The sequence below is a fragment of the Acinetobacter sp. P8-3-8 genome, assembly GCF_000214135.1.
Lineage (GTDB): Bacteria > Pseudomonadota > Gammaproteobacteria > Pseudomonadales > Moraxellaceae > Acinetobacter.
Map to the genome: position 1 here is coordinate 1 of NZ_AFIE01000039.1, position 25,811 is coordinate 25,811.

29 protein-coding genes and 1 pseudogene are annotated in these 25,811 nt (G+C 36.6%); 19 read left to right on the forward strand and 11 right to left on the reverse strand.

All coding sequences use genetic code 11. The annotated features are described in order from the left end of the window. Positions 1 to 265 (forward strand): annotated as a pseudogene (locus GGG_RS0114000) (hypothetical protein); the annotation flags it as partial. 36 nt (positions 266 to 301) lie between these two features. Then, positions 302 to 841, forward strand: a complete 540-nt coding sequence (locus GGG_RS0114005) for a hypothetical protein (protein ID WP_010115976.1) — start codon at positions 302 to 304, stop codon at positions 839 to 841. Positions 842 to 898: 57 nt separating this feature from the next. Here the strand turns inward: GGG_RS0114005 and GGG_RS0114010 are convergent, their stop codons facing one another. The 3 genes from GGG_RS0114010 to GGG_RS0114020 are packed head-to-tail and all read right to left on the reverse strand — an operon-like array spanning position 899 to position 3,231. Further along, positions 899 to 1,459 (reverse strand): TetR/AcrR family transcriptional regulator, encoded by a 561-nt coding sequence (locus GGG_RS0114010; RefSeq protein ID WP_010115977.1) that lies wholly within the window; start codon positions 1,457 to 1,459, stop codon positions 899 to 901. A 16-nt stretch (positions 1,460 to 1,475) separates the two neighbouring features. After that, positions 1,476 to 2,384, reverse strand: coding sequence for an alpha/beta fold hydrolase (locus GGG_RS0114015; protein WP_010115978.1), 909 nt, complete (start codon positions 2,382 to 2,384; stop codon positions 1,476 to 1,478). A 58-nt stretch (positions 2,385 to 2,442) separates the two neighbouring features. Next, the gene (locus GGG_RS0114020) at positions 2,443 to 3,231 is read right to left on the reverse strand and encodes a crotonase/enoyl-CoA hydratase family protein (RefSeq protein WP_010115980.1); all 789 of its coding nucleotides are present in this window, start codon (positions 3,229 to 3,231) and stop codon (positions 2,443 to 2,445) included. 280 nt (positions 3,232 to 3,511) lie between these two features. Between GGG_RS0114020 and pnuC the strand changes: the two genes are divergently transcribed. The 4 genes from pnuC (at position 3,512) to GGG_RS0114050 (ending at position 6,847) form a co-directional block, all read left to right on the forward strand. Continuing rightward, entirely contained in the window at positions 3,512 to 4,096 is a 585-nt protein-coding gene (gene pnuC, locus GGG_RS0114030; RefSeq protein WP_010115982.1) for a nicotinamide riboside transporter PnuC, read from the forward strand. A 20-nt stretch (positions 4,097 to 4,116) separates the two neighbouring features. Next, the gene (locus GGG_RS0114035) at positions 4,117 to 4,395 is read left to right on the forward strand and encodes a hypothetical protein (RefSeq protein WP_010115984.1); all 279 of its coding nucleotides are present in this window, start codon (positions 4,117 to 4,119) and stop codon (positions 4,393 to 4,395) included. Between the two features lie 125 nt (positions 4,396 to 4,520). After that, positions 4,521 to 5,024: a DUF2505 family protein gene (locus tag GGG_RS0114040; protein ID WP_010115986.1), complete on the forward strand. Its 504-nt coding sequence runs from the start codon at positions 4,521 to 4,523 to the stop codon at positions 5,022 to 5,024. 713 nt (positions 5,025 to 5,737) lie between these two features. Then, complete coding sequence (locus GGG_RS0114050) at positions 5,738 to 6,847, forward strand: GGDEF domain-containing protein (RefSeq protein ID WP_029574600.1); 1,110 nt, start codon at positions 5,738 to 5,740, stop codon at positions 6,845 to 6,847. Positions 6,848 to 7,136: 289 nt separating this feature from the next. Here GGG_RS0114050 and GGG_RS0114055 read toward each other — a convergent pair whose 3' ends face one another. The 3 genes from GGG_RS0114055 to GGG_RS0114065 all read right to left on the reverse strand — a co-directional run bounded on the left by GGG_RS0114055 (position 7,137) and on the right by GGG_RS0114065 (position 8,636). Continuing rightward, a complete protein-coding gene (locus tag GGG_RS0114055) occupies positions 7,137 to 7,325 on the reverse strand; it encodes a hypothetical protein (protein ID WP_050809041.1) in 189 nt (62 codons plus the stop codon). A 190-nt stretch (positions 7,326 to 7,515) separates the two neighbouring features. Beyond that, positions 7,516 to 8,034 (reverse strand): chromate transporter, encoded by a 519-nt coding sequence (locus GGG_RS0114060; protein WP_010115989.1) that lies wholly within the window; start codon positions 8,032 to 8,034, stop codon positions 7,516 to 7,518. Between the two features lie 17 nt (positions 8,035 to 8,051). Beyond that, the gene (locus GGG_RS0114065) at positions 8,052 to 8,636 is read right to left on the reverse strand and encodes a chromate transporter (RefSeq protein WP_010115990.1); all 585 of its coding nucleotides are present in this window, start codon (positions 8,634 to 8,636) and stop codon (positions 8,052 to 8,054) included. Positions 8,637 to 8,757: 121 nt separating this feature from the next. Here GGG_RS0114065 and GGG_RS0114070 point away from each other — a divergent pair, with 121 nt between their 5' ends. From GGG_RS0114070 to GGG_RS0114085, 4 genes are all read left to right on the forward strand, one after another. Continuing rightward, positions 8,758 to 9,642 (forward strand): LysR family transcriptional regulator, encoded by an 885-nt coding sequence (locus GGG_RS0114070; protein ID WP_010115991.1) that lies wholly within the window; start codon positions 8,758 to 8,760, stop codon positions 9,640 to 9,642. A gap of 284 nt (positions 9,643 to 9,926) precedes the next feature. Beyond that, on the forward strand, positions 9,927 to 11,999 hold the full coding sequence (locus tag GGG_RS0114075) for a M13 family metallopeptidase (RefSeq protein WP_029574601.1): 2,073 nt from the start codon (positions 9,927 to 9,929) through the stop codon (positions 11,997 to 11,999). 270 nt (positions 12,000 to 12,269) lie between these two features. Next, positions 12,270 to 13,244: a hypothetical protein gene (locus tag GGG_RS0114080; protein ID WP_010115994.1), complete on the forward strand. Its 975-nt coding sequence runs from the start codon at positions 12,270 to 12,272 to the stop codon at positions 13,242 to 13,244. Positions 13,245 to 13,427: 183 nt separating this feature from the next. Next, the gene (locus GGG_RS0114085; protein WP_010115995.1) at positions 13,428 to 13,946 is read left to right on the forward strand and encodes a hypothetical protein; all 519 of its coding nucleotides are present in this window, start codon (positions 13,428 to 13,430) and stop codon (positions 13,944 to 13,946) included. Between the two features lie 70 nt (positions 13,947 to 14,016). Here the strand turns inward: GGG_RS0114085 and GGG_RS0114090 are convergent, their stop codons facing one another. Next, positions 14,017 to 14,808: a DUF4850 domain-containing protein gene (locus GGG_RS0114090; protein ID WP_010115996.1), complete on the reverse strand. Its 792-nt coding sequence runs from the start codon at positions 14,806 to 14,808 to the stop codon at positions 14,017 to 14,019. Between the two features lie 179 nt (positions 14,809 to 14,987). On the opposite strand from GGG_RS0114090, the gene GGG_RS0114095 reads away from it, so the two are divergent. Together GGG_RS0114095 and GGG_RS0114100 are read left to right on the forward strand one after the other, a co-directional pair. Beyond that, on the forward strand, positions 14,988 to 15,239 hold the full coding sequence (locus tag GGG_RS0114095; RefSeq protein ID WP_010115997.1) for a DUF6364 family protein: 252 nt from the start codon (positions 14,988 to 14,990) through the stop codon (positions 15,237 to 15,239). After that, a complete protein-coding gene (locus tag GGG_RS0114100) occupies positions 15,236 to 15,643 on the forward strand; it encodes a PIN domain-containing protein (protein WP_010115998.1) in 408 nt (135 codons plus the stop codon). Before GGG_RS0114095 ends, GGG_RS0114100 begins: the two co-directional genes overlap by 4 nt. A 306-nt stretch (positions 15,644 to 15,949) precedes the next feature. On the opposite strand, the gene GGG_RS20905 is transcribed toward GGG_RS0114100, so the two are convergent. Continuing rightward, positions 15,950 to 16,234, reverse strand: a complete 285-nt coding sequence (locus GGG_RS20905; RefSeq protein WP_010116000.1) for a DUF4850 domain-containing protein — start codon at positions 16,232 to 16,234, stop codon at positions 15,950 to 15,952. 395 nt (positions 16,235 to 16,629) lie between these two features. Between GGG_RS20905 and GGG_RS0114115 the strand changes: the two genes are divergently transcribed. Next, positions 16,630 to 17,286, forward strand: coding sequence for a hypothetical protein (locus tag GGG_RS0114115; protein ID WP_138920285.1), 657 nt, complete (start codon positions 16,630 to 16,632; stop codon positions 17,284 to 17,286). Between the two features lie 29 nt (positions 17,287 to 17,315). Here GGG_RS0114115 and gatB read toward each other — a convergent pair whose 3' ends face one another. From gatB to gatC, 3 genes are read right to left on the reverse strand one after another with little or no spacing between them, the layout of a single operon-like run. Continuing rightward, positions 17,316 to 18,806, reverse strand: a complete 1,491-nt coding sequence (gene gatB / locus GGG_RS0114120; protein WP_010116003.1) for an Asp-tRNA(Asn)/Glu-tRNA(Gln) amidotransferase subunit GatB — start codon at positions 18,804 to 18,806, stop codon at positions 17,316 to 17,318. Then, on the reverse strand, positions 18,807 to 20,285 hold the full coding sequence (gene gatA / locus GGG_RS0114125) for an Asp-tRNA(Asn)/Glu-tRNA(Gln) amidotransferase subunit GatA (RefSeq protein ID WP_010116005.1): 1,479 nt from the start codon (positions 20,283 to 20,285) through the stop codon (positions 18,807 to 18,809). Positions 20,286 to 20,336: 51 nt separating this feature from the next. Continuing rightward, a complete protein-coding gene (gene gatC / locus GGG_RS0114130) occupies positions 20,337 to 20,651 on the reverse strand; it encodes an Asp-tRNA(Asn)/Glu-tRNA(Gln) amidotransferase subunit GatC (RefSeq protein WP_010116006.1) in 315 nt (104 codons plus the stop codon). A gap of 134 nt (positions 20,652 to 20,785) precedes the next feature. Between gatC and GGG_RS0114135 the strand changes: the two genes are divergently transcribed. From GGG_RS0114135 to GGG_RS21165, 6 genes are all read left to right on the forward strand, one after another. Continuing rightward, complete coding sequence (locus GGG_RS0114135) at positions 20,786 to 21,826, forward strand: rod shape-determining protein (RefSeq protein ID WP_010116007.1); 1,041 nt, start codon at positions 20,786 to 20,788, stop codon at positions 21,824 to 21,826. Between the two features lie 31 nt (positions 21,827 to 21,857). Beyond that, positions 21,858 to 22,715 (forward strand): rod shape-determining protein MreC, encoded by an 858-nt coding sequence (gene mreC, locus GGG_RS0114140; protein ID WP_010116008.1) that lies wholly within the window; start codon positions 21,858 to 21,860, stop codon positions 22,713 to 22,715. Continuing rightward, the gene (gene mreD, locus GGG_RS0114145) at positions 22,702 to 23,199 is read left to right on the forward strand and encodes a rod shape-determining protein MreD (RefSeq protein WP_010116009.1); all 498 of its coding nucleotides are present in this window, start codon (positions 22,702 to 22,704) and stop codon (positions 23,197 to 23,199) included. Before mreC ends, mreD begins: the two co-directional genes overlap by 14 nt. Further along, positions 23,187 to 23,753 (forward strand): Maf family nucleotide pyrophosphatase, encoded by a 567-nt coding sequence (locus GGG_RS0114150; RefSeq protein WP_010116010.1) that lies wholly within the window; start codon positions 23,187 to 23,189, stop codon positions 23,751 to 23,753. The genes mreD and GGG_RS0114150 overlap by 13 nt, the downstream gene beginning before the upstream one ends. A 51-nt stretch (positions 23,754 to 23,804) precedes the next feature. Beyond that, positions 23,805 to 25,259 (forward strand): ribonuclease G, encoded by a 1,455-nt coding sequence (gene rng, locus GGG_RS0114155; RefSeq protein WP_010116011.1) that lies wholly within the window; start codon positions 23,805 to 23,807, stop codon positions 25,257 to 25,259. A gap of 131 nt (positions 25,260 to 25,390) precedes the next feature. After that, positions 25,391 to 25,564 (forward strand): PA1571 family protein, encoded by a 174-nt coding sequence (locus GGG_RS21165; RefSeq protein ID WP_010116013.1) that lies wholly within the window; start codon positions 25,391 to 25,393, stop codon positions 25,562 to 25,564. Positions 25,565 to 25,811 lie beyond the last annotated feature (247 nt).

Sequence of the window (25,811 nt, forward strand, 5' to 3'; positions counted from 1 at the left end):
GATCTATGATAGTTTTATCGTGTTAGATAATGGACGTATAGATAAAGTCTATTTGAAAATGAATAATGCTGTTAAAATAAACAGCATAAAAATAGATGGAAAAATAACGGAAACGCAATTTAAAAAGAAATTTTCACCATTTATTTTTAATTTAGAACCACATGTTTATGGTATCGAAACACCTAAAGATTCAAACAATTCGGTAACTTTTTACTTTAAAAATGGTCACTTGAATGATTACCAGTTTAATTTTGATGATTGTTAATACGTTAATACAATGAATATATAAGGGAGTAGTGGCATGATGAAGTTTATCTTTTTGATTCTAATTATTGTCACGCTCTATATTTTATGGAGCAGGATTGCTCAGCATAAAATAAATACGTCTATGCAAGATAAAGCATTAGCACAACAACGACAAATTGAGTCTGAAGGTGATGAGCTGCCTGAAAAATCGAAAGCCATTAAACAAATACTTGATGCTGAAAGAGTAAAGCCAACTGAGCTTGTCGAACCAGTCACTGCAAAAGTAGCTGTTGAAGAAATTCCAATGACTGAACAAGATCAACGGCTTTTTGATGAAGTCGCACAATTGTTTTTTGACAAGGCAATTCAGGTCAAGGACATTAATCAAGCGGGACAAATCCAACAAGCGTTTTTAAATAAAATGCCGATGAATACCCAAAGCCAAAGTGGCAGTTTTGACTTCGGTGAATGGTCAATTTTTTGGAGTTATCACGATCAATCACTTGAATATTATGTCGGACGTTATGGTGTATTCTATGCTCACGTAGATCGTGATGGGGTAGAGCATAAGGCTGAATTTAAAGATCGTTATTGATTTCTTGAACCATTTTCAAACACGAATTTTAGCCGTAAATATATCTAATCCATAAATTTAAGATTGAAGTGCCTGCAAAATTCTTATTTTAATTTGATCAAGATAGAACGTATCATTATTCAATCTATACATTAAAATAACACCTTCATAATCAGCAACACTGATTTTAGCTAAAATTTGCGCAGAGTCTTCGTCAAGCTGATGACGAAATAATTGATAGAAAGTCTGTTGCCAATCCTGAAAGATTTCACGTATTTTTTGCTCAACTTCATTTGAAATATTGAACGATTCTAAAGATAGAATGCCAACGAGACAGCCTTTAATTTCATAACTAAAAAATTGTACAGCACGTTCATGCATTTGATTAAATTCATCGACAGGATTGATATCTTCAGCGTAGGCGATAGCAAATAGATATTCTTTTAAATACAAATGTGTATGCTCTAAAACTTTAAGCAATAACGCTTCTTTATTAGGATAGTAGTAATAAAATGCGGCCTTACTGAGCCCACATGCTTTCGCCAGCATGTCCATGCTGGTTCCTGCATAACCATGCGCTTTAAACTGTAAAGCACAGAGATTGAGAATCTGTTCAGGTGTTAATTTTTGTGGACGCATTTTGACCTTGATGTTCTCAATGAGTGATTAAATCTTCAAAAGTATTGAGCATTTTATCCCAAATAGGTTCAGAACCTTTACGGAAATAGCCCATATGACCAATGTGTTTTAAACCAAACTCATCGGCAGAAATATTGATGAAATGCATAGGTGCTTGACGGTAATGTTGCATAAATGCATAACGTGAATTAGGCAAAGCCCAATCATCATCTAATGCTGCAACAGCATAAATAGGGGTTTTAACTTGAGCATATTGCTCATGTAATTGTTGTTGCTCAGGGTCAGCAAAGAAATAGGTTGGATGTTTACACCATTTGCGCCATTGTTGATAAACCCCTTTAGGAAGGTCAGCACCCATATTGAGTTTGCTCCAAGGTAAATATCCTGTTGCTGCAACTATTGGTGGAAAGACAATATTCCAGATCACTTGGACTTTAATTTTTTCTTTAAAGGGCATATAGCCATGCCAGCCTGCACCAGTGCCGAAACAATACATTGCAGTGACTTTATGATGATTTGGAGTGAGACCTAAAGCTTGACCTCCGTAAGAGTGCCCAACGAGAAATAGTGATAAATCATCTTGTTCGAGATAGTCAATTGCAGCGGCTAAGTCTAATTTCCCCCAATCCAAATAAGACATGTGAAAACCTTTTAAGGTTTTTGGTGCTGATTGACTCACGCCTCGGTAATCGAAAGTAAAAACTTGATAGCCCAGTTGTGCCGCATATTCAGAGAAACGACGATAAAATCCTTGTGGCACACCTGTCGCACATGCAAGTACAATTTGAGCTTTAATAAAGTTTTTAGGTGTGTATAAGGTTCCAACCAATGGATAATCATCCAATGCTTTAAACGCAATGATTTCAGTATTAAAAGCTTGTGTATTGAAGTGCTGTGTATCCGTTTGTTGTTTCAGGTTTTGCATCGTCATTTCTCTTACATTTATTAAATTAGGTTTTGAGTTGAACTCTTTATCTCCTTTTTTATTTACCTTTAAATTTAGGCGTTCTTCGTTCTAACATTGCCATGACACCTTCTCGCGCATCTTCCGAAGCAAGTAAGGGACTGAGTAAACTTTGTAGGTTGCTGAATGCGACTTCAGGGCTATGTAAAAAAGCTTGGTGAGCTGAATGCAATGTCGCTTGCACTGCAAGAGGTGCTGCTTGAGCAATACGTTCTGCCAACTCAATCGCACGGATCAACTGATTATTTCCTTCAATAACTTCGGTGACTAAATTCATTTCATAAGCAGTTTGCGCATAGAATAAATCCCCAGTCAGCACATATTTCATTGCTTTTACCCAACCTGCTGCTTGAACAAAACGCACAGTAGCACCACCAAAAGGTAAAATTCCACGTTGTACTTCGATTTGGGTAAATTGTGTATTTTCATTGGCAATCACAAGATCGGAATTCAGCATCAATTCAATTCCAGCGGTATAGCAGTAACCTTGTACAGCGGTCACGAGGGGTTTGGTGCGTTGACGACCGACAGTTCCCCAAGGATTGACCACCTCATCAGAAAAATTAAATACACCTTCAGCGAGTTTAGGTTGTAACTCGACTAAGTCTAGTCCTGCCGTGAAATGTTCACCGTGTGCAAAAACCACAGCACAGCGTAGTTCTGGATTGTCTTCATATTCGGTTAAGGCGAGTGATAAATCATGAATCATATGACTATCAAAAGCATTGCGTTTTTCTGCTCGATCCAATCCAATTAAAAAAATATGACCACGGATTTCTCGACTGACTTTTCCTTGATTGCTCGACATTATTATTCCCTCTTTGGTTATTATTTATATTTTTAAACGATCGTTAGAAAACTGTCAAATGAATCAATATGACTGGATTGTTCATCGTTGTATAGCATATTGAAAGAAATCTTGATTTGAGGATATTTACTTCAATATGTTGCTTTGATGATCGTTTGGTATTGAGCGTAATTAAATTGAACAGGGTTTTTATCTGATTGGGTTGGATTATTCATTGTTATACTTGCATTCGTTGGGTATTTTTTCATAATAAGCACTTCTTTTAAGTTGTAGCCTCATTATGTCACCACTAGAAATATTCGCCGTGATCATTAGCATTATTGGTGTTGCGCTCACCATTAAACGGAATATGTGGTGTTGGCTATTTAACTTTGTTGCTTTTATTTTATACGCGTATTTATTCTTCAAATTTAAGCTATATGGTGAAACAATTTTGCAGTTTTTCTTTATGGTTGTGAATTTTTACGGTTTCTATCACTGGTTGAAAGGCAAACAACAAGACCATGAAATTCGTATTGAACCGATTGCTGTAAAAACTGTGATATTTCAAATGATTCTAGCTGCTGTCGGAGGCTTGGTCTTTGGTTTATCGTTACACTATTTTACCGATGCTGCTTTGCCGATGTTAGATTCTCAATTGGCTGCATTTAGTTTATTGGCAACGTATTGGACCAGTCGTAAACATATTGCCACTTGGGTGCTTTGGGTTTTTGTCGATATTATTTATGTTGGGATGTTCATTTACAAAGATTTATTTTTAACTGCAGGTTTATATGCTGCTTTTGTTGGAATGGCGGCTTTTGGTTGGTGGCAGTGGCAACAGGTGAAAAAGAAACAGCAAAATAAGGTATTTAATGGGATTTAACAGACAGAAGAATAGATGCCATGATGATTGATTTTATTGAAATACAAAAACAAAAGTTTGATCTCGTTGTACAGAAAATCGTGGCAGAACCTCAAAAATATGTGGATTTTGATTCTGTTTCTGACTTTTATAAATCCACTTGGCTGGATGATTTCCCAAAGGGAACGGTTTGGACAGTATCAGGTTTAGATGATGGAGCCGAAGAATTTGATATATACATTGAATTTCGCAATCATTATTTATTGATTAGTATTCATAGTTTCCAAGAGAAAATAAAGCTATCGCATGGCATAAAATAACAAAAACAAGTCGTACACAGTCAATCAAAAATTGAAATTAAAATATATAGTGGAACTTAACTAAACGTTATTCAAAATCATTGAGGGAACGTTTATGGACAACAAAAATGTAAAAAGGGTTTTATATGGCGCATCAATTTACTGTAAATGCAACGATATCAGGCGTATCACTCAATGATTTCAAAAGATTAGCAGCAGATACTTCGTTGCATGAAGCTGTATGCAAAAGGATTCCTGGTGAAAATTTAGAAATTGTGGAATCTAAAATTGAAGGGAATACTTATACTTTACGTCGTGCGTACAATTTAGACGTCAATATCCCAGACATCGCAAAAAAACTTTTAAAAGATGCATTTCGATTAAAGCGTTCAGATATTACCAATTTAGAAGCAATGACGTCTAAGGTAGAATTAGGTGCAAATTTACCACTTACTGCGAGTTGTAACCGTTCTGTGACAGGTGATGACAACCAAGTGAATATTAAACTGGATTGGGATGTGAAAGTTAAAGTCCCATTGATTGGTGGTTTACTTGAAAAACATGCTGAAGGTGAGATTCGTAAATTCACAGATTTAGAAATTGAAATTATTGAAGATGAATTAAAGAAAAATTTAGCAAACCAAGGCTAAATCATCGTCTGATCAAAAACAGCAAAGCTATGAATCGCTTTGCTGTTTTTTTTGTAGTTTTGAAAAAATATAAAAATAAATAAAAACAACATAAATTGTTATTAATCAATTTGTTATATATAAATAAAAATGTAATAAATCAATGAAATGATGCTTAAAATATGTCTACACAACTCAGCATTCAAAGTACAACAAATAATCGCTGCATTTAGAATATTTTTCTTTCATAATGAATCTCCAAATCAATATTGAAGCCTTGCTAAATAAAAATATTGAATGAGAAGGATATGACGTAAATATTTAATTTATTATGAAGTTAATATTGTAAATAACTAAAATATTATAATACATGCAGAATCGTATTTTCTTAAACTGTAAAGGTATTGTAATGATAATATTAGAATATCTATTTTTTGATAATTGAAAACATTCTTAGCATTTGAATCCATCTTTACTTATACTAAAGGCTAATAATTAAACCAATGGTGAAACTTGACAGATGTTATGAATCAAACGTATAAAGTGATAACCGTGTCATATTTATTATAATTATTGTGACTTATTTATTTAAATCCACTTTAGCAATGATATTAAAAAATAAGTTTCCCAAGCTAACACGAGATGAGTATATCGAGTAATTATTTCCCATGAAGCCTCATTTTCTTAAAATACTAAAAGACGAATATTCAAAATTCATGAAAGACAGTGTCATCATGAATTGGAGTAATGTCAATAAAAGTATTTTAGCATTTAGCTTATGTGCGGTGATTACAATACTTTGGATTGTATGGTGGTTGGTTTGTGTTAGACGACCAGAACTTCAAATTTGGATTAATTTAGAATTTTACCCAAACCTTATGACAGCATACTGTCTGTCGATGTTTGGTTATTTCATCGCAATTATCGCTGCTCATCTATTAAGGAATAATCTTTTTGTTGAAAAATATATTCCATATTTCACAACGTGTTATGTAGGTTTAACACTTATATATGGGGCATATTGTACAGGTATTATTAGTTTCGCCTCTATCGCAAGTTTTGTGAGTTTAGTGACCGTTGGTTTAGTTCTTTTTAAACCTAGAGAGGTGTATATCGCAGTCATTCCTGTAACTATTTTTATTGGGATTTGTGGATATTTGAGCGCTATTGATCAAATTGCGTATGCACCTATTTATAGTCAGACATTGCAAGAATTACCCTTACATAATAATAAATTTTGGGTATCTAGTATGCTGTATTTCTATATTCCTATTTTCTTATTTAGCATTATTTTATTTATTATATTGTTGATTCAATGGAAATATAGGGAAGAACATATCGATAGAATGGGCAAGATTGATCCATTAACTTTGGTTTATAACCGACGTAGTATCAGTGAGTTTTTAACTACAAATCATGAACAGAAACAGCAATATGTAATAGTTTTACTCGATATTGACCATTTTAAACGTGTGAATGATACCTATGGGCATGATATTGGTGATCAGGTATTGAAACAAGTTGCAGAAATATTGGCGAACAATATTCGACAAGAAGATTATGTCGGACGTTTTGGTGGTGAAGAATTTATTTTTATTCTCAACAATATCGAATTGAAACAAGCTTTCGACATTGCAGAACGATGCCGAGCTGAAATTGAAAATCATCATATCTATTTAAATAACATTGATAAAATTATTGTCACAGCAAGTTTTGGTATTTCTATGCCATCTGAAACAGATAATTTAAACAAAGAAGAGTTTGTTCGCCAAGCTGACCAAGCCTTATATTTTGCAAAGTTAAGTGGGCGCAATCAGGTCAGACAATTTGCAGAGTTGAGTTAAAGAATCTGAATTGCTTTTCGGCTGAGTTGTGCTAAGACACGTCTATAAAAGCTGAACATAACCCATGCTATAAGCTTAACTTTAATCATTTTGAACTAAATACGCGTTTTGTAGGGTCTTAAATCTTAGAATAAAAATAGTGATGTATTTTTATGAGGATTGGTTTTTATAGATTGTTCATATTTGATCAGTTTTATTCTATGCTCAATCAAAACAACAGCTTAACATCTAAGCACTAGATGTATGACTGACTGTTGAAAGAGCATTTTTACATTTTATTCAGTGCAAGTTAAATTTTCTTCCACTTGATATTTTCATCACTGAAATTGATTAAGAAAGAAACACCTGTTTCATCTCCCACAAGATAAGATGATGGATTGGTCATCAAGATCTTTAATAAAGTTCCTGCTTCGATCTTGATGGGCTCTAAATCATCTTTTTCTAATCTTACTGGTTCAAGTAATTCAATCACATCCATTTCCATTGTTAACTAATTGTTTGTAAAACATTCAAATTTAATTATTACATAATAAAACCCTACTTATGTTGAATTTAGTCTGTAAATTGAAATTTTTTGTATTGAGGTAAAATGATTCTGAATTATTAAACTGTAATTGGCTAAATCAGAACTGGTTAAACTGTCACTGGAAGAATGATAACAGACCACATCATAACAATATCGCGCCAGCTCCTGCACCAAATACCATTAACCAAACTGGGTGTACATTTTTGAATAAGCTTAAACAAATTGTCAAAGCAACAATCACAATCAACAGAATATTTTGTGCAGAAGCTTGTGCAATAATCCAAGCGCTAACCAATACCAATCCAACTGTAATCGGTTTTAAAGCCTTTTCAAATATGGCTCTAAGAGGATTATCTTTAAAGTTATTCCAGAATTTTAGTGCATAAATAGTGATAATTGAAGATGGCCCAAACTTCGCAAATGAAGTCACAATCAAGCCCATTGGTCCAGCAACATGCCAACCGATTAAAGGAACAATCATCATATTGGGGCCAGGCGCTGCTTGTGCAATTGCAAACATCGAGCTGAATTGTTCGGCACTCATCCAGTGATGTACAGTAACAACCTGATGTTGCATTTCAGGCAAAATCGCATTTCCGCCGCCAAAAGCCAATAAAGACAATTGAGTAAAAACCAGTGTGAGTGCTAAAAGTATATACATGCAGTTTTACTCCTGATTCATTTGGCGTTATTCATTTGGTGTTGTTTGAATGTTAAAACCATCATGTTGATTGCAACTAAAATCAGTAAGGTCAGTACCAAAGGTAATTTGATCAATAACATGAAAATGATGGTTAATACGATGGTGAAGTAGGTCAATTTGCTTTTCATTAAAGGTTTAAGCATTTTAAAGCCAGTCGCAAACAGTAACCCTGCGGCAGCGGCGGCTAGTCCCTGAATGATATGTTGTACGAGTGGAATATTCTGAAAATTTGCATAAAGCTGATACAGCGAAATAACAATAATAGTTGGAGCAAGCATTAAACCAAAGACAGCACTCATTGCGCCTTTTAGCCCTGCAAAATCATAGCCAATTGCAACGGCCATATTGACAATATTACCACCTGGTAGGATCTGACAAACCCCTAATAAATCAGTAAATTGTTCTGATGTTAGCCACTTCTGATCTTCTACAATCAAACGATGTGCCAGTGGTAAGACTCCACCGAAGCCCATCAAACCGAGTTTCATAAAGCCTAAAAATAATGTTTTGCAATTGGGGATTTCCAGTTGTTGCTCCAATAAAATTGCTTCAGTATTCATTTAGACCTCTTTCAATTGCATTTCCACTTGGCTTGAGTTTGATTATCTGCTTGTTGAGATATAATGAAAAATGCTATTTTTGCTGTTATCTATATCAAAAAAGTATGCTTAAGGTAGAGTGATGATCGATATTCATAAACTCAAAGCGTTTGTAGCGGTGGTAGAGGAAAGCAATATTTCTCGTGCAGCTGTGCGACTCAATATGCAACAACCGCCTCTTACAAGAATGATTAAAACTTTAGAAAATGAATTATCGACAGATTTATTGAAACGCTTACCACGAGGTGTTGAGGTTACGGAAGCAGGAAAAGCTTTATATCAAGAGGCTTTAACTATCCTTGCACATGCGCAAGCCATTCCAAAACGTGTGCAAAATATTTCTATGGGTTTGGAAGGGCAGATCAATATTGGCTTTACCAATTCGGTAGGTTTACATCCTTTTTTACCTGAATTGTTGCGTAATTTCCGTGAAGCATTTTCTGCGGTTTCAATTCATTTGGAAGAAGATGGAAGCAGTTCGCTGATTGACTCTATTCTGAATGATAAAAATGACATCGTGTTTTTACGGAAGCCTGCACCGATTGGTTTTGGGCTGACAAGTTTGCATGTTCTAGATGAACCTCTCATTGTTGCTTTACCGAATAATCATCCTTTGGCAAATCAAATAGACGCCATTCATATTCTAGATTTAGAAGCTTATGATTTTGTCCTTTATCGACGTTTAGCAGGGCAAGACTTGTTTGATAATATTTTAGCCAGTTGTTATCAGGCTGGGTTTAGTCCCAAAATTGTGCAAGAAGCTCCTCGTTTGACCTCTAGTTTAAATTTGATTGCAGCAGGGATTGGTTTGTCGATTGTACCTGCGTCTATTCGTGATTTTTGGAATAAGCAAATTGTCTATAAAGATCTAAAAGCAGATACGCCGTGTATTGCCCCGATTTATGCCGTGTATAAACACAATACAGCCAATATACGTTTGGCACATATACTTCGTTTATTAGCATGATGCTATCAGTTCAAGAGATTTAGATTTCTGTATTTTTTATTAAAAAATATACAATTCAGCTTGCTTTGGCTTAATTGTTGCTGTTATTTATAACAGATTGATTTTCAATTTATTTAGCTAAGTTAAGAGCAGTAATTTAAGCTTGATTAGTCAATCATAATTAAATGGTTGTTCAAATTTAATGATGTGAAAAATTGCATTTTCGCAACAGATTAAATTTGCTTAAAAGTACAAGATTGAAAATTAACTTCATACGTTTAAAAATTAAAATAGAGGATAGATCTTTGAAACTCGGATTCATAAAAAGTGTTTTAGCAATAGCAATCATGTCTGCATCTGCGTCACTATGGGCAACAACGGCAGTACAGCCTGTACAAACCGCATCATCGGCAGAACAAGTTCAAAAAAAATCAGGTATAGAAAAACAATATTTTGACTCAAGTATCAGTGAAAAAGATGATTTTTATGACCATGTAAATGGATTATGGTTAAAAAATACCGCAATTCCTGCTGATAAATCACGTTGGGGAACGTTTGATATTTTACATGAAGCATCAGTAGATCAGTTGCATGATATTGTTGATGAGTTATCCAAACAAAAATCGGCAGAAGGAAGTGCTGAACAAAAAGTAGCAAATTTATATGCCAATTTTATGGATGAAAAAAATATTGAAGCATTGGGAATAAAGCCAATCCAAACTGAAATTTCAAATGTTGATGCATTAAAAAATAAACAACAATTGGCACAATTGGCAGCGCATTTTTCTAGAATTGGTGTTACCAGTCCATTTGATGTCGGTATTGAACAGGACATGAAAGATGCTACGCAAATGCGTGCTGTAATTGGGCAAAGTGGTTTAGGTCTTCCAGATCGTGATTATTACTTAAAAGATGATGCAAAATTCAAAAAAATCCGTTCGCAATATGTCGCTTATATTGAAAAAACCTTAATACTGGCAGGTGACAAACAGGCATCACAACATGCTAAAGATATTTTAAAACTAGAAACTCAAATCGCAAAAGCGCAATGGAGCAATGTCCAAAATCGTGATGTGCAGAAACTCTATAACATTTACAAAACAGAAGACTTAGCCAAACTGAGTCCAAAAACGAATTGGCAAGCTTATCTACAAGGGCTTGGTTTAACCGATAAGATTCAAGACATTCAAGTGGTTCAACCAAGCTATTTTAAAGCGCTTAGTTCAATTGTAGAAAACAACAGTTTAGATACATGGAAAGCTTATTATAAATTTCACTTAGTCAGTGATTTTTCACCTTTACTCAGTCAAGCTTTTGTCGATAACAGCTTTAATTTTTATAGTTATCAGCTTAGAGAAGTGAAAGAACAAAAACCACGTTGGAAACGTGGGGTACAGCTTGTTGATGGTACTCTCGGTGAAAGCTTAGGTCAGATTTATGTGAAAAAGCATTTTTCTGCTGAGAAAAAGCAGCGCATGGAACAACTGGTTCAAAACTTAATGAAGGCTTATCAACAAAGTATTGATGATTTGGATTGGATGAGTCCAGCGACCAAGGTTGAGGCACAAAAGAAATTAGCCAGTTTTGCTGTAAAAATTGGCTATCCAAATAAATGGCGAGATTATTCAGCTTTAGAGATTAAAAATAATGATTTAGTTGGAAATGTCATCCGTTCACGTGAGTTTGAACATCAATATGCATTAAATAAATTGGGTAAACCCGTGGATCGTGATGAATGGGGGATGACACCTCAAACCATCAACGCATATTACAATGCACCTCTAAACGAAATCGTTTTCCCTGCTGCTATTTTACAACCGCCATTTTTTGACATGGATGCGGATGATGCTACGAACTACGGGGCAATCGGTGCGATTATTGGTCATGAAATCAGCCATGGTTTTGATGACCAAGGTAGCGAGTTTGATGATGTAGGTAATATGAAAAACTGGTGGACAGACGAAGATCGTAAGAAATTTAAAGAGAAGACAGCGGTTCTAGTGCAACAGTACAGCGCTTATGAGCCTGTAAAGGGCTACCATGTCGATGGTGAACTAACTTTAGGTGAAAATATTGCTGATAACTCAGGACTTGCGATTGCTTATAAAGCTTATGAATTGTCTTTAAACGGTAAACCTGCACCAGTTTTAGACGGCTTTACAGGTGAGCAACGTTTTTACTTAGGCTGGGCTCAAGCATGGCGCTCAAAAATTACAGATGCATTGCAAATTGAATACATTAAAAGAGATACACATTCTCCTGATAAAGTTCGTGGCAATGCGACATTGCTGAATCAAGCGCCGTTTTATGATGCTTTTAAAATAAAACAAGGCGATAAAATGTATTTACCAGCCAATAAACGCGTCACAATCTGGTAAGCGATTTAGTTTCTGATTCATTCTTTTTTACCGAATTTTAGCTCAGGTTAAAATTCGGTTTTTTATTTATCAGCATTATCATCGTTTAAAAAACACAACTTAGATTTTAGTATTTTTAACTTTGTTTAATTGAACCACGAATTGTGGTGATTTATGTGCTATTGTCGATATTTAATTTTGATAAATGGATAATAAAATCAATATATTAAGTTTGTTATTTTGGTCGATTTCATATATTTTCATTTAAAAAATATAATTGAGAATTGTGAAGTGAATTTCAAAACATTGCTGTTGTTGGGTGGGGTTGGTTTTGTTTTGCATGGCTGCGCCAGTATGAATGGATTAACAGCAGAATCATTTAATCAGTACACTTCGCCTCAAGAAGTGATTGATAAAAAGAATATCAATGACAATAACAGTTCAGGGAAAGAATATGTCTATTATTGGGGACCGCAGCAAGGCGAGAAGGAAATTCAATCTTTATTACCTAAGCAGTATTTAAGTCGTTTCTGTGTAGCCAAAGGTGGAAAATTTGCGTTGGTACAAAAAAGTTCAATGAGCTTAGTGAAAGATATTTGGTCAAAAAAATTACTCAATACCTATAGCAGTGTGAAACAAGGCATCGGGGCATATCAATGTAAGCAAACAGATGGTCAATATTGGTATGTATCGATTGAACCTATTTCCGAACGTAAGTTAGATCATACGGAAACACGAGTGGTTTATTTACAAACCAAGCTTGTGTCTTTGGATGATGTAAAAAAACTGAATGCTAAAACGGTTACGACCCAAGTGACAGCAGAGAAAAAAACGAATGTAAATAATTCTAAGAATACAATTGCAAGTAAAACGCCACCTGTAAAAGTGGTTGAAGAAAAAAAACCTATTGTTGCACCTATTGAAGAGGAAAAAGAGAAGCCTCAAGCTGAGAAAGTTGTATTGTCACCGCAACTTCAACAGATGCAATTGTATGCTTCTGCACGTAAAGATTTAGGGCGAGGGCAGAACCAAATCAACGCATGTAACAATGCCGAACGAGCGTATGGTTATGGACGTTTACGTGGTGCAAGTGGAATCAATGTCTATGCAGAGTCAGGTGTTTTGGTTGCAAAATGTTTAACCAGTGTGCCGAGTTATAGCCGTCGTTTTTCCAATCCGCAAGATCGGGCTAAGCGTATTTTACAAAATCTATCCACCAATCAGAATCATGCTGTCGCCAAATATATGCTTAAACAGATGAATTAATGATTTATGTCATTGTATTTAAAAGTAAATGATGAGTGACCAGTAGCCATTTTATTGTACTGGTCTAAATTTATATGCTTTTATTTATATTGGAATCATGGAGATTCGTTTACAGAGTCATAACAGGTGATTCATCTGGTTTCATGATACAAAGAAAATAATTTTTGAATTAGAAGTTCGCCTATGACACGCTCAGCTTTTTCGCCTATTGGTCAGCGATTTTCTCGTGGCGTACAGTCTGTCTGTATCGCTGTGGCTTTGCTTGGAACAACGCAGTTTGCGACAGCAGGGCAAACAGTAGATCAACTCAGTGACTGCTTGGTTAAGGCCACGACAGCAACAGATAAAACCACAGTGTTGCAATGGACTTTTTCTGCTTTATCAACGCATCCTGATTTAAAAGCTTTTAGTAATATTACAGATCAACAACGAGATCAGTTAGATCAAAAGTTTGCTCAGGTTTTACAGCGTGTGATTGTGGAGCAATGTGCGACTCAAACCAAAGCGGTGATTCAGGCTGAAGGGTTACAGGCGGTCGGTGATAGTTTTCAGGAGCTAGGACGTAGCACAGGTGAAAATATTATTCAGAATCCGCAAGTGAAACAGCAGTTACAGGGTGTGATTCGTTATGTGGATTTGAATAAATTGGTCACGACTTTTTTAACCCCTGATATTTTTAATAAATTGGGTATTACTCGATAATTTTTGATACTGCTTTACACAAAACCCTCTCCTTGATTTAGTTGAGGGTTTTGTTTTTTATTTTTCTTTATCAATGTGTTGCATTATAAAAATTTAAAATCGGGGTTGCTAAGTTTTGATTAGCTTTGTCTAAAGTAAGGTGAATATTCACAAAGTTAAAATCGCCGTCATCTCTATATTTGGCAATACCATGTGCCTTGTTATTCAAGTTTGGAATTTGATAACTAAAAAATGCAGTGGTTTTAGAGGGATAAACTAACTTGAGTTTTTTATTGAGATCTTTATAACCGCCATATTCATTATCAAGGCTTTGTTTTAATAAGTCTGGAAAATACAAGGTTGCATTCGGTAAGCCACAACCCACACAGAACGATGAGTCATAGGCTGTAATCGCTTCTTTTTGATTTGGGCTCATCATCAGAACTGAGCTTGTACCATTGGCGCCTGTTGCCGCTGAGATATCTGTCCAATGTCTTGGAACAAGGATATAACCAAGACTTGGAATTGCAACGAGTTTGAGTTTTTCAGCCTGTCTGGGATCAAGTTTAAAATTGAAGGAACAATTACTTTTTGTACAAGGCTCAGTATTTTTAAGCAAACCATCTTCAGCAGGGTTTTCTACCGTTACGCCGTATGCAGGAATTTTGACTTGGTTGGAAAATGTTGCCTGTCCAATAGGATAGAGTTGATTGGCTTTGTTTCTTTGCGCTTGTGTATTTGAAAATTGTGGAAAAGTTGGTTTAAAGGTTTCTACGTTTTGGGCATGTGTAATTGGTGTGAATACAGCTAAGGGTAGAATAAGATTGAATATTTGCTTTTTCCTTTTTAGAATGCGCTGACTTTGATGGTATAAAAATAACATATTGGTGAAGTTTGGAGATATGAAATTTATTAAAAGCCAGATGTAGACTTGAATAATATGATTTGTTAAGTGGATTAAGAGGGCAGTGATTATTTCACTCTTATTCACGAACTAAAATAAATTGCTAAAAAACAATTTATACGTATAATTAATTATATGATACGTATAGGAGTATACTCATGCAAGCGAAGTTAACGCTCTCGATTGATAAAAATGTAATTGAACGAGCAAAGCATTATGCACAGCAACATCAGCAAAGTGTTTCTAGTTTGGTTGAGGCTTATTTAGATCGTATCTCAGCTCAAGCGAATAGGGCAAATGAGATCCAAGCTCCAATTACAGAACATTTAATTGGGATGTTCGCTGCACAGGACAATGGTCGGGATTATAAAGAATTACTTGCAGATATACGTATGGAAAAGCATCTATGAGTGAGCGTATTTTTGTTGATTCTGATGTGATTTTAGATGTTGCTTTAGCACGTCAGCCCTTTGTTGAGGCTAGTCAACAGGTTTTAGCTTTATGCGAGAATGGTGCTTTTACAGGTTGTATTTCTTCCAACAGTGTCGCCAATATTTACTATATTTTGCGTAAGTTGGGTGGGGATGAGAAAGCCCGTATATTTATTAAACAGCTTCTAAAATTTTTAGTCATTATTCCTGTTGATCATGTAGGAATGAGCAAAGCTTTAGATTCTAAATTTACTGACTTTGAAGATGCTATTCAGCATTTCGCAGCTTTAAGTTTCTGCTGTACTGCGATTGTTACTCGAAATGTTCAGGATTATAAGTTTGCTGAGTTGAATGTGGTGTTGCCGAGTGTTTTTGTGGGGTGATTTAAATAAATTGGTCACGACTTTTTAATGCCTGATATTTTAGGAAAGTTTAGGCTTTTGGACACCCCCTTACCCACAAATATTTCTAGATAAATATCAATATCTTGCATATTTATTTTTGAGATACTCATAAACATCATGGGTTTAAGTTGCTGTTGTAACATAGCATTTTCGCCCAAAAATGTATTTTTCACAGCTCATTGCATGGAATTTTGTATTATTTGGGCTAAAAAATCAAAAATACAGCTTAAATTTCATTTTCCTTCCCATAGTAAATTTTAAACTTACACGTTTTATATCATGTACTTAAAGACTTATGGGTAAGGGAATGAGTTTAAGTTTTTCTGCATCTTTTACATTGAGTTTAAAGTTGAATGTGCAATTGTTTTTGGTACAAGGGGCAGTATTTTTTAACAGTCCATCTTCGACAGGGTTTTCTACCGTTACGCCGTATGCGGGAATTTTGACTTGGTTGGAAAATGTTGCCTGTCCAATGGGATAGAGTTGATTGGCTTTGTTTCTTTGTGCTTGTGTATTTGAAAATTGTGGAAAAGTTGGCTTAAAGGTTTCTATGTTTTGAGCATGTGTCATTGGGTGAATACAGCTAAGGGTAGAATAAGACTGAATATTTTCTTTTTCATTTTTAGAATACGCTGACTTCGATGGTATAAAAATAACATATTGGTGAAGTTTGGGGGAGTTGGTATATGTTATTGATGGTAGAAGTTTTATCGTAAATCCCCCACAAAAATAGGGAATCACCTTACATCTTTATGTTTATTCTGTGAATATTATCAATGAAATCAGTTAATTTTTTATTTGTGTGTAAGGGGATGAGGTTAGGTGTTATCTGTATTTTAATATCATTTTTAATGAAGCATAGGAGCATTTAGGATTAATTCAGTAATAAATATAATAGTGTAACTAATTAGAATTATGTTTTTTGATGTATTATTACATTGAATAAAATCTTTAGCTTATTGATGATGAAAGAATTTATAAAGAAGCATAAAACTATTAGTTGTATATTAGGAATACTGGGAACAATTATTCTTGGTGGTTTAGGCAGTGGCGTTTGGGAGATACTATTAAAACCTATATTAAGTTTTCTGAGCAATGGCGTTATTAATTTCTTAGTAGATACCTCGACTAGTTTTAGCAATGAAATATATCAAAGTATTTCTATGCGGAGTTTGGATAGATTTCAAGCTAAAACATATAGTTTAATAGTTACATTTCTTGGCTTAATAACCATACTAATATGTTTATTACTTTTCACCAAAGTTAAGAGAAAGTTAGATGAAGAACGGGATGGTATAAATGAATTCGAAAAAGATAAAAATTGGCCTTTAAGAAATCATAAAAATTTTTATATCTTTATGACCTTTTATTTTTTTCTCGGTTGTATTCCTTTTTTTATTTATACATATGATGGTATTAAAACAAATTTCATTGCAAAAAAAGTTATAGCTTTTGAATATCTATTGAAGGTTAATGGTGATGTTTTAACAGATATTGAGCTTAAAAAAATTGAATCGGAATTTGCTCAAATTAGAAATGCTGAGGACTATCAAAAAATCATGATAGATTTAAAAGAAATAGCAGACCAAAACAATAAGCATATAAATAAAAACCCGCTCTAAAGCGGGTTTTCTTTTAAAATGAGATCAGCTTAATCAATCAATTTCTTCATCAATTCATTCACTTGCGCAGGGTTGGCTTTACCTTTTGCAGCTTTCATGACTTGACCAACGAGACCATTAAAGGCTTTTTCTTTACCAGACTTGTACTCTTCGACCATTTTTTCATTGGCTGCAAGTACATCTTTAATAATCGCTTCAATCGCACCTGTATCGGTTTCTTGCTTTAAGCCTTTCTCAGTAATAATGTCATCCGCAGATTTTCCTTCTGCTTCCCACATAAAGCCAAACACTTGCTTAGCAATTTTGCCGTTAATGGTGTTATCAACAATACGTGCGATCATGCCACCCAATTGCTCAGCAGAAACAGGCGAGTCTTGAAGTTCTAAGCTGGCTTTATTTAAAGCACCTGAGAATTCACCCATCACCCAGTTTGCAGCAACCTTACCTTGAGCAGCACCGCCAGCAGCAACCACAACAGCTTCATAGAAATCAGCCATTTCACGAGAAAGCGTCAACACATGTGCATCATACTCAGTCACTGCAAAGTCAGCGATAAAACGAGCACGGCGTGCTTTCGGCAACTCAGGAAGCGCAGCCCGAGCCGCTTCAACTTGTTCATTTGAAATGATAACAGGAAGCAAGTCAGGATCTGGGAAGTAACGGTAGTCGTTCGCTTCTTCTTTTGAGCGCATCGAACGCGTTTCCATCTTCACTGTATCGAACAAACGTGTTTCTTGGTCGATCTTGCCACCATCTTCCAAAATGTCCATTTGACGTTCAATTTCAACATTGATCGCTTGTTCGATGAAACGGAAAGAGTTGATGTTTTTCAATTCACAACGTGTACCAAATGCATCGCCCGGACGACGTAAAGACACGTTACAGTCACAACGGAAAGAACCTTCTGCCATGTTACCGTCAGAAATCCCCAACCAACGCACTAAAGTGTGAATCGCTTTGATATAAGCCAAAGCTTCTTCCACAGAACGCATATCAGGCTCAGAGACGATTTCCAGTAAAGGCGTACCTGCACGGTTTAAATCAATACCCGACATCCCTTCGAATTGATCGTGAATCGATTTACCTGCATCTTCCTCTAAATGCGCACGTGTGACGCCTATACGCTTCACTGTGCCATCTTCAAGCTGAATGTCGATATGACCCAAGCCAACAATCGGATTGTCCATTTGGCTAATCTGATAGCCTTTAGGCGAATCAGGATAGAAATAGTTCTTACGAGCAAAGACAGAAGCCTGATCGATATAAGCATCGATACCTAAACCAAAACGAATCGCAAGATCAACGACTTCTTTATTTAATACAGGAAGAACCCCCGGCATTGCCAAATCAACAAGGCTGGCTTGCGTATTTGGATCTTGACCAAAAGTGGTTGAAGAACCTGAGAAAATTTTAGAATTGGTCATCAACTGCGTGTGGATCTCAATCCCGATAACGACTTCCCATCCATCAATCAAGTTTGATTTAGGTGCTTTTTGCGCTGTTTTTGAGGCATTAGTCATTTATACGTTCTCCTCAGCAATTGCCGCACGTTTAGTATGCCAATCCGTATTTTGTTGATATTGATGAACAATAGATAACAATTGAGATTCTGACCAATAGTTACCAATCAACTGCAAACCTACAGGAAGTTGATTTGCATCAAAACCAACAGGTGCATTGATCGCTGGCAGACCTGCCAAGTTCACCGCAAGGGTATAAATATCGCCTAAATACATTTCAGTCGGGCTAAGATTTGCACCGATTTTGTAAGCTGTGGTCGGTGCAGATGGCGCAGCGATGACATCAACATTTTCAAATGCTTTTAAGAAATCTTGTTGGATTAAACGACGTACTTTTTGTGCTTTGACATAATAAGCATCGTAATATCCCGCAGAAAGTGCATAAGTACCAATCAAGATACGACGTTGCACTTCTGCACCAAAACCTTCTGAACGAGAGCGTTTATACAGGTCTAAAATATCGGTTGGGTTTTCACAACGGTAACCATAACGCACGCCGTCATAACGTGACAGGTTCGATGAAGCTTCAGCAGGCGCAATCAAATAATACGTTGGCACATAGGCTTCAGTCATGTTGAGATCAATCTCAACCAAGGTTGCACCCATCTCTTGCAATTTTTTTAATGATTCTTCAACACGCGCTTTAACGTCAGCATCTAAACCTTGAACATTAAAATATTGTTTAGGAATACCAATACGTAAACCTTTGACTGCTGTTGCATTTAAATTTGCAACATAATCATCGACTGCTTTATCTACAGAAGTTGAATCTTTAGCATCATGTCCTGCAATGGTGTTCATCAAGAATGCACAATCTTCAGCAGAACGTGCCATTGGGCCACCTTGGTCAAGTGACGATGCGAATGCGATCATCCCGAAACGTGATACACGACCATAGGTTGGTTTTAAGCCTGTTAAGCCACAGAATGAAGCAGGTTGACGAATCGAACCGCCCGTATCTGTACCTGTTGCAATAGGGGCTAAATCCGCAGCAACCACAGCCGCTGAACCACCTGATGAACCACCCGGAACATGTTCTAAGTTCCATGGGTTTTTAGTCGCACCATAGAATGAACTTTCAGAGGTTGAACCCATTGCGAATTCATCCATGTTCACTTTACCTAAAGTGACCAAGCCTGCTTCTTTGGTTTTAGCAACGACAGTTGCGTCATAAGGTGAGATAAAATTATCCAGCATTTTTGAACCGGCAGAAGTGCGAATCCCTTGGGTACAGAAAATATCTTTATGTGCAATTGGAACACCAGTCAATATGCCTGCTGTACCAGATTTGAGTAAGTTATCTGCCGCATCTGCTTGAGCGAGGGCTTGTTCAGCAGTTACCGTTACATACGATTGAACACGGCCATCGATTTTTGCAATACGGTCTAAATAGTGTTGAGTCAATTCACGAGATGAAAACTGAGCAGTTTTTAAGCCTTCAGTCATTTCACGAATCGATAAACGGTGTAAATCAGTCATGAGTACAATTCTTTACGATTAATTTTATAAATAAGTTTATTTGGTTGAATATTATTCAATCACACGAGGTACAAGGTATAAGCCGTCTTGTGTAGCAGGGGCTATAGCTTGATATTGTTCGCGATGATTGGTTTCTGTCACAACATCAGGGCGAAGTGGCTGCGGATGATCAAATGGGCTTTTAAGTGGCTCAACACCTTCGGTATCAATACCTTTTAATGTTTCCATCATCCCCAAGATTTTATTTAAACTTTGAGCATATTCAGCAGATTGCGTATCATTCAACGACAATCGAGCAAGATTGGCGATCTGCGATACTGTTTGTGCATTTAACTCTGCAGTGTGCTGAGCATCTGAAGTTGACATGATGTCTCACCTAATTAGTTTCAAAAAAATTCAAAATATCGTGCGTTATAATAAGCGATTGACTTGTTCAAATCATCACATTTAGTTAAAGTTGCCATCTTGCGTCCACATAAAGTTTAAACTGAGAACGACCCGTGATTCTAAAACGACTAATTGGCTTGTTTTCGCCAGATCTTGCCATTGATTTAGGTACTGCAAACACACTTATTTATGCACCAGGAAAGGGCATTATATTAAATGAACCGACAGTTGTGGCAATTCGCCATAGTGGTTCGGCGAAAATTGTTGCAGCTGTAGGTTTAGACGCTAAGCAAATGCTTGGTCGTACGCCTGCAAACATTTCTGCAATCCGTCCGATGAAGGATGGTGTGATTGCAGATTTTGAAGTCACTGAAACTATGTTGCACCAATTTTTAGATAAAGTGAACGAAAAACGTTTATTTCCACCTGCACCTCGTGTAGTGGTTTGCGTACCGTGTAAATCAACTTTGGTAGAACGTCGTGCAATTCGTGAAGCTGTATTTAATGCAGGTGCACGTGATGTACGTTTGATTGAAGAACCAATGGCTGCTGCAATTGGTGCAGGTATGCCAGTTGAGCAAGCTTGTGGTTCAATGGTTGTAGACGTTGGTGGTGGTACAACTGAAATTGCCATCATTTCGTTACAAGGTTGTGTGTACGCAGATTCTTTACGTATCGGCGGTGATGTATTTGATGAACAAATCATTAACTATGTACGTAAAGCACATGGTTGCGTGATTGGTGAAACAACTGCGGAAACCATCAAAAAAGAAGTGGGTATGGCGATTTCTGATGGTAAAACTTTAGAAATTGAAGTTCGTGGTCGTAACCTTGCTGAAGGTGTGCCTCGCGCTATTACTGTAACTTCTGATGAAATCACGCAAGCCATTTCTGATCCATTACAAAGTATTGTTTCAGCAGTAAAATCTGCATTAGAACAAACACCTCCTGAACTATCTTCAGATATCGCAGAGCGTGGTATCGTGTTGACAGGTGGTGGCGCATTACTGCGTAATTTAGACAAATTACTTGCGCAAGAAACAGGTTTACCTGTTGTTGTTGCTGAAGATCCTTTAACTTGTGTGACTCGTGGTGGTGGTAAAGTCTTAGAATTCTTTGACAATCCAAACCATGATATGCTTTTTGTAGGCTAAACTTTCGTAGATTAAGTTTAAGGACGAGGCGGTGCAACCGAATCTCTTTTCAAGACAACCGCCATCTTTTCGCTCGTTCATCATTGCGGTCATCACTTGCTTGGTAGTGCTGTTTTTTAACTGGCGCATGCCTCAAGTGATCCAACCTGCAAGAGATGTCTTGTATGCGGCGTATAACCCGATTTATGCCTTAGCAAGTTATCCTGTATTGTCGAAAGAATGGCTCAATCAGCAAACCAAATCTGAAGCACAATTGCGTCGTGAAAATACTGCGATGCAAGCGGAATTGCTTCAAGCGCAAGTGCGTCTGCAAAAACTCTCTGAACTTTCAGCTGAAAATGCACGTTTACGTGGTTTACTTGATACGCCGTTAATCATTGATGGTCGTATGGAAATTGCTGAAGTGATTGGGACGGATGCCGATCCTTTACGTCACATCATTATCATTAACCGTGGTTCTGCCAATCAAATCAAAGTGGGTCAAACTGTTTTAGATGATAAAGGGATCATGGGGCAAGTGATCAGTGTTTATCCACACAGTAGTCGTATTATGTTACTTTCTGATAAAGAACATTCTTTATCTGTACGTTTAGAAAGTTCAGGTATGCGAGCGATTGTGACGGGTACAGGTGATTTAGGTCGTTTGAAAATGGAATACGTTCCAACCAGTGCCAATATCAAAGTAGGCGATAAAGTCTATAGCTCTGGTTTAGGACAACATTTTCCAGCGGGTTATCTAGTGGGTTCAGTCTCTAAAGTGATGCGCCATAATACAGGTGAGTTCGCTCAAATTGATGTTGTACCTGCCGCACAGTTGGCTGGTGGTCATCATGTGGTGGTATTATTTTCTGATTCCTTAGCGATGGAGCAGCCAAATGTTGATCGCTAAAAAGTTACGCTCAGAAAAACAACGTAAAGACCCGTTATTCATTATTGTCGTTTCAATTATTATTTGTTCGATTCTAGTCGTTTACCCAATGTCTTATGTGTTTGCGGGTTGGCGACCAGTATACATGTTTATGATCATGCTTTTTTGGGTGCTTTGTCAGCCAACATGGTGTGGTGTCTGGTTTGCATTTACTATGGGTTTATTTACAGACCTGTTGCTAGATGCACCTTTGGGCATGAATGCGTTAAGTTATGTTCTGATTGCTTTTTTGACCCGTTATTTTATTCGTGAAAGACGTGTGCTGACCTTTAGTAATCTTTGGATTATCAGCATGTTTGCCATTTTGGCTCATTTGGTTTTTACTTTTATGGGGCAGATAATGGCAGGTGTGCATTTTTCGTTTGCACGGCATTGGCAACCTTTAGTGTCTAGTATTTTATGCTGGCCTATTTTCTATTATTTATTGAGAAGATGGCGCATTTAATTTTAGCTTCGAGTTCACCTCGACGAAAAGAATTGTTGTCACAGGTCGGATTAAATTTTGAAATCTGTAGTCCTGATATTGATGAATCTGTTTTAGAACATGAGCTGATTGATCAGTATGTAGAGCGATTAGCGGTACAAAAAGCTCAAGCTGTCTTGGGCTTGCATCCTGAAAGTATAGTGATTGCTGCGGATACAAGTTTAGTTTTTGCAGATCAAATTATTGGTAAGCCAGAATCTAAGCAACATGCATTTGATATTTGGACATTATTGTCAGGTCAAAAGCATGAAGTGCTGACAGGTGTTTGTGTTGCAAATGCCAAACAATTATTGAGTGTTGTGGTTCGTACTGAGGTTGAGTTCCAATTTTTAGGCTCAAAGGATATGGAAGAATATTGGGCGACAGGGGAACCTATAGGTAAAGCTGGTGGATATGCGATTCAAGGCTTTGCTGCAAAGTATGTTAAACATATTAATGGTAGCTATAGTAATGTTGTAGGACTACCATTGCATGAAACAATACAGTTACTCGATCAAATACAGCAGGGCAGTTGAAGCACTAAATTAACTGCGAAAAAGAATTTTTATAATGTTTTGAGTTTTGTTATGTCTGACGAGTTATTGATTAACGTCACGCCTATGGAATGTCGCGTGGCCTTAATTCAAAATGGTACGGTCAATGAATTATTTGTTGAACGTACTGTTAAGCGTGGGTTGGTAGGTAATATTTACAAAGGGAAAGTTGTACGTGTGCTTCCGGGTATGCAAGCTGCTTTTGTGGATATTGGCTTATCTCGTACTGCATTTTTACATATTAATGATATGGTTTGGACACGTAACCAACCCACACCGAATGTTTTTGAATTATTACAACCGGGGCAAATTCTCACTGTTCAAGTCATGAAAGATATGCTTGGAACAAAGGGGGCTCGTTTAAGTACTGATCTTTCTATTCCTTCTCGTTATTTGGTATTGATGCCTTATGGTCATCATATTGGCGTTTCACAACGTATTGAATCAGAAGAAGAACGCGACCGGTTACGTTCGATGATTGAGCGTATTCAAGCAGAGCATAAGCTACCGGGTTCAGTGATTGTACGTACGGCTGCTGAAGGAATTGAAGAAGCAGCGATTGCACAAGACATGGCTTATCTAGCAAAGCTGTGGCAATACATTCAAGATAAACAAAAAAGTGTGATTGTTCCTTCTTTAATTTTTGAAGAATTGCCTTTGCCGCAACGTGTGATTCGTGATTTGGCAAATGAAGATACTGCTAAAATTTCAGTTGATTCACGTGAAATTCACGCCAAGTTAGCAGAATTTGTCTGCGAATTTGTACCCAGCATGACCAATCGCCTGATTCATTATCCGGGCGAGCGTCCAATTTTTGATTTGTATAATGTTGAAGAAGATATTCAACGTGCATTGCAAACCCGTGTTGCTTTGAAGTCTGGTGGTTATCTGATGATTGATCAGACTGAAGCCATGACGACCATTGATGTCAATACAGGTTCCTATGTCGGTGGGCGTACGCTTGAAGACACAGTCTTTAAAACCAATATGGAAGCAACACAGGTCATTGCCCGCCAACTGAGATTGCGAAACTTAGGCGGTATTATCATTATTGACTTCATTGATATGCAAGAAGCGCAGCATCGTGAAGAAGTCATGAATCAGTTTGATAAAATGCTTGAACGCGATCATGCGAAAACGAAGATTACCCAAGTTTCAGAGCTGGGTTTAGTTGAAATGACACGTAAGCGTACACGTGAGTCACTTGAGCATCTGCTTTGTGAGTCATGTCCTGCTTGTCAGGGACGTGGTTATATTAAAACTGCAGAGACAGTATGTTACGAAATTTTTCGAGAAATCCTCAGATATGCTCGAGCTTATGAATCTCAGAGTGGCTTTACTGTCGTTGCACATCCTTCTGTGATTGATCGTCTTTTAACCGCAGAAGCGCCAGCAGTCGCAGATTTAGAGCATTTCGTGCATCGCGTGATTAAATTCCAAGTTGAAAATTTATATACGCAAGAGCAATACGATATCATTTTAAGTTGAAATTGTAACAGAATATCGTTAAACAGTTGTTACATCTGAAATTTTACTTTGTGCTTTGATTTCACAATACTAGACATAAAGGTAGCCAAAGACATTTCTCCCTTTAAATCGTCTTAGCAAGTGAGGTTAAAATGAGCGTAAGTGAACAAATAATAAAAAGCGGTATTAAACATGTATTAGAGTCACAGCCTAAAAATACATGTGTAATGTTGGATGATGATGGTAAAGAAGTAAACATCACCAAAGATATGGTGGTGAATGTTTGTCATCAGCTTCTAAGACAATGCCGTAATGTTAAAAATTAAGGGGCCAATTGAAGCCCCTTAATTTTTTCCAAAACGTGTTCTTTTGAGGACACGTTTTTATTTTGAATTGATTTCAATAATGACATATTTAAAACAGCTTCTCTTTTCATTCGGTTCTTACAAATATCAAGTAATCTTCTTATTTCTGAATGAGAAAAGCAAAAGCAGAGAAGAAGAAAAGCAGAGAGTAAGAAAATAAAAGAGAGCTGAAAATAAGACGAGTGAAGAAATTTAGGGTTTTGCCCAA

What these genes read in the sequence shown, in the direction of transcription:
- GGG_RS0114005 (WP_010115976.1), top strand. Translation starts at nt 302, where the DNA reads ATGATGAAGTTTATCTTTTTGATTCTAATTATTGTCACGCTCTATATT.
- GGG_RS0114010 (WP_010115977.1), bottom strand. Translation starts at nt 1,459, where the DNA reads ATGCGTCCACAAAAATTAACACCTGAACAGATTCTCAATCTCTGTGCT.
- GGG_RS0114015 (WP_010115978.1), bottom strand. Translation starts at nt 2,384, where the DNA reads ATGCAAAACCTGAAACAACAAACGGATACACAGCACTTCAATACACAA.
- GGG_RS0114020 (WP_010115980.1), bottom strand. Translation starts at nt 3,231, where the DNA reads ATGTCGAGCAATCAAGGAAAAGTCAGTCGAGAAATCCGTGGTCATATT.
- pnuC (WP_010115982.1), top strand. Translation starts at nt 3,512, where the DNA reads ATGTCACCACTAGAAATATTCGCCGTGATCATTAGCATTATTGGTGTT.
- GGG_RS0114035 (WP_010115984.1), top strand. Translation starts at nt 4,117, where the DNA reads ATGATGATTGATTTTATTGAAATACAAAAACAAAAGTTTGATCTCGTT.
- GGG_RS0114040 (WP_010115986.1), top strand. Translation starts at nt 4,521, where the DNA reads ATGGCGCATCAATTTACTGTAAATGCAACGATATCAGGCGTATCACTC.
- GGG_RS0114050 (WP_029574600.1), top strand. Translation starts at nt 5,738, where the DNA reads ATGAATTGGAGTAATGTCAATAAAAGTATTTTAGCATTTAGCTTATGT.
- GGG_RS0114055 (WP_050809041.1), bottom strand. Translation starts at nt 7,325, where the DNA reads ATGGATGTGATTGAATTACTTGAACCAGTAAGATTAGAAAAAGATGAT.
- GGG_RS0114060 (WP_010115989.1), bottom strand. Translation starts at nt 8,034, where the DNA reads ATGTATATACTTTTAGCACTCACACTGGTTTTTACTCAATTGTCTTTA.
- GGG_RS0114065 (WP_010115990.1), bottom strand. Translation starts at nt 8,636, where the DNA reads ATGAATACTGAAGCAATTTTATTGGAGCAACAACTGGAAATCCCCAAT.
- GGG_RS0114070 (WP_010115991.1), top strand. Translation starts at nt 8,758, where the DNA reads ATGATCGATATTCATAAACTCAAAGCGTTTGTAGCGGTGGTAGAGGAA.
- GGG_RS0114085 (WP_010115995.1), top strand. Translation starts at nt 13,428, where the DNA reads ATGACACGCTCAGCTTTTTCGCCTATTGGTCAGCGATTTTCTCGTGGC.
- GGG_RS0114090 (WP_010115996.1), bottom strand. Translation starts at nt 14,808, where the DNA reads ATGTTATTTTTATACCATCAAAGTCAGCGCATTCTAAAAAGGAAAAAG.
- GGG_RS0114095 (WP_010115997.1), top strand. Translation starts at nt 14,988, where the DNA reads ATGCAAGCGAAGTTAACGCTCTCGATTGATAAAAATGTAATTGAACGA.
- GGG_RS0114100 (WP_010115998.1), top strand. Translation starts at nt 15,236, where the DNA reads ATGAGTGAGCGTATTTTTGTTGATTCTGATGTGATTTTAGATGTTGCT.
- GGG_RS20905 (WP_010116000.1), bottom strand. Translation starts at nt 16,234, where the DNA reads ATGACACATGCTCAAAACATAGAAACCTTTAAGCCAACTTTTCCACAA.
- GGG_RS0114115 (WP_138920285.1), top strand. Translation starts at nt 16,630, where the DNA reads ATGAAAGAATTTATAAAGAAGCATAAAACTATTAGTTGTATATTAGGA.
- gatB (WP_010116003.1), bottom strand. Translation starts at nt 18,806, where the DNA reads ATGACTAATGCCTCAAAAACAGCGCAAAAAGCACCTAAATCAAACTTG.
- gatA (WP_010116005.1), bottom strand. Translation starts at nt 20,285, where the DNA reads ATGACTGATTTACACCGTTTATCGATTCGTGAAATGACTGAAGGCTTA.
- gatC (WP_010116006.1), bottom strand. Translation starts at nt 20,651, where the DNA reads ATGTCAACTTCAGATGCTCAGCACACTGCAGAGTTAAATGCACAAACA.
- mreD (WP_010116009.1), top strand. Translation starts at nt 22,702, where the DNA reads ATGTTGATCGCTAAAAAGTTACGCTCAGAAAAACAACGTAAAGACCCG.
- GGG_RS0114150 (WP_010116010.1), top strand. Translation starts at nt 23,187, where the DNA reads ATGGCGCATTTAATTTTAGCTTCGAGTTCACCTCGACGAAAAGAATTG.
- rng (WP_010116011.1), top strand. Translation starts at nt 23,805, where the DNA reads ATGTCTGACGAGTTATTGATTAACGTCACGCCTATGGAATGTCGCGTG.
- GGG_RS21165 (WP_010116013.1), top strand. Translation starts at nt 25,391, where the DNA reads ATGAGCGTAAGTGAACAAATAATAAAAAGCGGTATTAAACATGTATTA.